We start from the raw sequence: 4733 nt of genomic DNA, 5'->3' as shown, positions 1-4733 counted from the left end.
GAGCGGGCGGTCTTGCGGGCGGCGCGGTGATCGGGAGCGCGGTGGGGGCGGGTGCCGGCTTTGCACCGGGCTTCTCCCAGGGCTACCGTGACGGATACGGTCCTGGATCGGCGATTGGCGGTGGCTACGGCCGAGCGGTGGACGACACCTGGTTCGGCAAGAAGCTGAACGCCATGGTCAAGGGCCAAGATGAGGCAGACAAAGGGATTGGAGATGATCAGGCGCTTTGCAGCGGTCAATGCTTGGCGAGCGAAGCTTCCGATGATCTTGAGAAAAAAGCCAAAGTCAAACAGGAGACAAAAGGTAAGACAAAACATGGTCGCCTGCCTGGAACAATGACAGATGCAGATAGAGAATTCGACCAACTGAAACCAAGGGATGTAAAACCAATAAATACGCAATATGGACCTGGGAGAACCGGACTTATAGATAGCAGCTCTGGAACTGGACAGGACAGGGTGGTCGTTAGACCGGGGAATAGCGGCAATCCTAAAGAACCCAGTCTGGACATACAAAGATCGAACGGACGGAATACAGAAATCAGGTTTGGGCCATGAACAAATTCATTCAAAAATCCAATCTCGACGAGGATATGTCGCCAAAAATGGAGTGGATATCAGCGAACGATTTTGACGGGGTTTTATTGATCGAATCACCTGGAAAGGACGAATTCGATGAAATTGTCAATAGTTTTTGTGAAAAGCCAATGGGCTTTGAATTAGCGCACTGCCAGTTTGATGGCGATCTTTCATACAGTCAAATCGATAACAGGGATGACTTATTTCAAGGATTTTTTGATCATAGCTATGAAGAAGTCTTCGTAAATATAATATTTCAACATGAAAATGCCGTAATGTGGCTACCCTCAGAGCATAAATTTTATATAGTTTTTGCGCGTAAAACGTTTTTAAAAAAAAATAGAGCAATAAACACAAAAAAACTGCGACAAGTGGCGACTTCATTTTCCAGAGAGCCTTATTTTACAGCGATGGACAAAAAATATATATCCGAGTCGATCGAAAAATATTTTACATTAGGGCGATAAAAATTCGTACTTAACGACATGTTAATATTATCATTAATTAAAGATCGCCCGCGCTATACCCCGAATCACTATAATTAAATAGCAGAAATTTAAAATTATTCGTATAACGAAAATTAAAATCACCTACAGGAAATAATTTATAATTAAAATAGGATGCTTCATATCATGAAATCTGATAAAAACCGACTTTAATATTTGGATCTAGTGCTTAGCGAAGTGAATACTACAAAATATATATTGCTAGAAGCTAGAGAAATTCTCGACGAGACCCGCCGATTTCTTGCCTAAGGTGATGTTTTATGAACAGACTTAGCTATCTTATCGAAAAAGAACGTCAAGTCGGACTCTCTAAAAAAGAATACGACGAAGTGTGTGAGATTTTTGCAAATACATGCGACAAAGATATTAAGACAAAATGCATTATAATAATAAGAAAAGAGGCATCGCCGGCGCGGGAACAAATCGTGAGTCGTGAACTATCTATCAATAATCCTATCTTGCAATCAGAAGTGTTGCGTTTTTTGGTGCGAGATCTAGATTTGGGCAATAAATATCAAGACCATGTGATAAAATTATTGAATCTTGAAGATGATCAATATGCACTATATACGCTGCAACTTGCCGCCCTTAGTGTCTCCGGTGATGCATATCGAAGCAGTAAAAATCTACATATACTAGAGTTAATTCTCAAATTTCTTGAGCATGATCGTAAATCTCTTAAGAACGCTGCACATGACGCGCTTGTCTCCGCGCTCACAAGCAATTATCGCGAGCTTTCTCCTAAGCTTCGGTATGAAAAACTCACAAATTCCGATATTGATTTATACAAAGAAAAGGCTTTAAATATAATACACGGTGGGAAAAATTAATCATGCAATCAGTCAATTCGAGAATGGCGGAATGATTGTGCAAATAAAATCAATCTAAGCCCCGATCCGGGACGACGCAACGCCCGCTGGAGGGCCTGCGGGAGACCCACGAGGCGCGGGTGGTGAGCCTGTCGCCGGACGTGTGCCTGACGCCGCGGGGCTCGGCGCTGGTGCCGGTGCCCTACCCGATCGTCGACTACGCCGACCACTTCGAGGCCTACGCGCACACGGTGCGGTTCACGGGCCAGAAGGCGATGGTCCTGCGCTTGCGCACGACGCACGTGCACGGGGACGAGGCGGGGACGGGCGGGGGCGTGAAGTCGGGGACGCATGGCGACGTGACGGAGCCGATCGGCCACGCGCCGCAGGTGCGGGCGGAGGGATCCTCGGTGATCCGGCACCTGGACCGGTTCTGGATGAACCGGCGCAACACGGTGGGGGAGGCGGTCTACGTGAAGGACCAGCGGGCGCGTGCGGCCCCGGCGGACGACGACCCGCTGCCGGGCAGCCTGCGCCGGTCGTCCTGAGGGCACGCTGCGATGTCGGGAACGGCCGAGCCGACCTGGTCACGCCCGCCGCCGGCGGTGCCGTCCTCGCCGAGCCTGACGCGGCTGGGGCGGTGGGGGCGTTGGCTGTTCAAGGGCGGTGGCCCGGTGGGGCGTGCGGCGTCGGCGATCTTCGACGCGTCGCCGACGGCGATGCCGTGGGTCGACGAGGTGCCGCGGGACGACTTCGAGCGCGCGCTGTTTGCCAAGGCGCGCGAGCTGGAGGCGCAGGGGGTCGACCGTGACGAGATCCTGAAGTGGTTTCGTGGCGAGGGGGTGGCGCATGCCAAAACAAAGGCGAAGTCGGATTCGGACGCCCAGGCCAAAACGCAGGCGAGTCGGCGATCGGGTACGGTTCGGGTTACGCAGACGCGGATCCGGTGCTATAAACTTGATGAGCATTTGACGGGCGACAAGAAGAAGGATGAGGTGTTTATCAAGGAGTTCTGTCGCCAATTGCGAGAACAAGAGGCCGCGGTCAATAAAATGACGCGGGAAGAATGGGAAAATGCACGTCAGCACTTTAAAAATAATAAAAGGGACGGTTCTGAAATAGATTATAGAAATAATGAAAGGCAAAGATTGATCAAAAATTACATCCAGAAAAATAATATGTCGCCTGCAGAGGCAAGGATTCGGGCGAATAACGAAATAGAAAATCTCGCACCGCTTCACGTTCCAGATCAGGTTATTGGAGGAAATTTGTCCACTATCACTCGAATGGGCGACCGCTTGGTCAATAGTATCATCGGAGGGGGGTGGCCGAGCCGAATAGCCGAATTTGAACGGCATGCAAAAAGTCTGAAGCCGGACGAGAAAATGAGCATAGAACTCTGTGCTAGAGTCAAAGGCCAAGACGCTTGCGGCGAATCAAATAAATATAGCAAAAAGGAGCAGTTGTGATGTTAAAAGAAAAATTTAAAAAAGATTTTGATGAAGTGATTGGTATGTATAATCCTACGATATTGCGTCGTTTTGATCATAGTCGCGCCGAAAAAAAATTACCTGAGATGGTAATATATATGTTATCAAAAGTTGGCGTGTCTAGCTGGTTAGACGGAATTTTCAGAACATGCGATCCAGAATTGATTTGGCCATCATTGGATGACGCCCTTGACGGAAAAAATCTTTTGCGGCCTAGTGATTGTGTGCCTTACTTAATTTCAGCGTTTGGTGTTGTCTATGCGTGGAATGCTGTCCTTGGAGCAATTAAATTTGACTTTCAGAGGGGGCGTATTACATGCTTCGAAGATCCAAATGTTGAAAATCACGTCAATAATGAAGGATCGTTCTTGGCACCGTTTATTGCTGAGAAAGACACCTATGACGAGTATGGGCTATATGATGCTGCTGTGAAAAAGTTTGGGCCCTTAAGCGAGAATCAGATCTTCTCGTTTGCACCGATTTTCGCTCTGGGCGGTCAACCCGAGCATAGCAACCTCATCGTGACCGATGTCAGAGCTCATCTAGCGCTCCTGGCACAATCGCAGGAGTTTGACATTCTCCACTTCGACAGCGAGCGCTATCCGGGGGGCTTCGAGAGAATAGAGTAGGGATCTGCCGGCCTGCGCACATTGAACTGATTTCGCGGGATCGGGCGAATTCAACTGGGTCGAGGAGCCGATCTGAAGCGACGTCTGATGACACGATCGACACGGCGACAAGGACCCTCCATGCGCGGGCGGGCCACGCCGCCGCACTCCACAGCGACCAGACTCAGGAGATCGGCGAATCGCTGAACCTGACGGTTGGCGGCACCGGGCCGGGAGCCGCCGTCCTGATGGAGCCGCTGCTCGCGATGACCCGGCACCTGGACCGGTTCTGGATGAACCGGCGCAACACGGCGGGAAGCGATCTACGTGAAGGACCAGCGGGCGCGTGCGGCACCGGCGGACGACGACCTGCTGCCGGGCAGCCTGCGCCGGTCGTCGTGAGGGAGCGGGGCGATGGCGGGAACGGCCGAGCCGACCTGGTCACGCCCGCCGCCGACGGTGCCGTCCTCGCCGAGCCTGACGCGGCTGGGGCGGTGGGGGCGTTGGTTGCTCAAGGGCGGCGGCCCGGTGGGGCGTGCGGCGTCGGCGATCTTCGACGCGTCGCCGACGGCGATGCCGTGGGTCGCCCGATCACCGTGCCCTCCAGCACGTCGAGCGCGGCAAACAGGGTCGTGGTGCCGTGGCGGACGTCGTCGTGGGTCTGTGTCTCGGGGCGACCTGGCGTGACAGGCCTGCTCGGGCGGGTGCGCTCGAGAGTCTGGATCTGGCTCTTCTCGTCGAG

At 51.9% G+C, this 4733-nt stretch carries 6 protein-coding genes and 1 pseudogene; 6 read left to right on the top strand and 1 reads right to left on the bottom strand.

Translation table 11 applies throughout. The features are described 5' to 3' along the window. The 6 genes from QR78_RS34585 to QR78_RS33395 all read left to right on the top strand — a co-directional run. A partial coding sequence (locus tag QR78_RS34585) for a hypothetical protein (protein WP_208993251.1) occupies positions 1-557 on the top strand: 557 nt, incomplete at its 5' end. Then, positions 554-1045 (top strand): hypothetical protein, encoded by a 492-nt coding sequence (locus QR78_RS34580; protein WP_125901363.1) that lies wholly within the window; start codon positions 554-556, stop codon positions 1043-1045. The genes QR78_RS34585 and QR78_RS34580, both read left to right, overlap by 4 nt. A gap of 299 nt (positions 1046-1344) precedes the next feature. Further along, on the top strand, positions 1345-1914 hold the full coding sequence (locus tag QR78_RS34575) for a hypothetical protein (protein ID WP_125901365.1): 570 nt from the start codon (positions 1345-1347) through the stop codon (positions 1912-1914). Positions 1915-2036: 122 nt separating this feature from the next. Beyond that, the gene (locus QR78_RS29615; RefSeq protein ID WP_158004095.1) at positions 2037-2441 is read left to right on the top strand and encodes a DUF4150 domain-containing protein; all 405 of its coding nucleotides are present in this window, start codon (positions 2037-2039) and stop codon (positions 2439-2441) included. A gap of 12 nt (positions 2442-2453) precedes the next feature. Continuing rightward, a complete protein-coding gene (locus QR78_RS33400) occupies positions 2454-3362 on the top strand; it encodes a polymorphic toxin type 15 domain-containing protein (protein WP_082172148.1) in 909 nt (302 codons plus the stop codon). Then, positions 3362-4012, top strand: coding sequence for a T6SS immunity protein Tdi1 domain-containing protein (locus tag QR78_RS33395; RefSeq protein WP_082172149.1), 651 nt, complete (start codon positions 3362-3364; stop codon positions 4010-4012). The genes QR78_RS33400 and QR78_RS33395 overlap by 1 nt, the downstream gene beginning before the upstream one ends. Positions 4013-4574: 562 nt before the next feature. Here QR78_RS33395 and QR78_RS33390 read toward each other — a convergent pair. Beyond that, a pseudogene (locus tag QR78_RS33390) lies at positions 4575-4733 on the bottom strand (IS630 family transposase); the annotation flags it as partial.

The sequence above is a fragment of the Methylobacterium indicum genome (genome assembly GCF_001043895.1).
Lineage (GTDB): Bacteria > Pseudomonadota > Alphaproteobacteria > Rhizobiales > Beijerinckiaceae > Methylobacterium > Methylobacterium indicum.
Note: the sequence above shows the minus strand (reverse complement) of the source record. Positions and strands in the feature narration are given on the sequence as shown.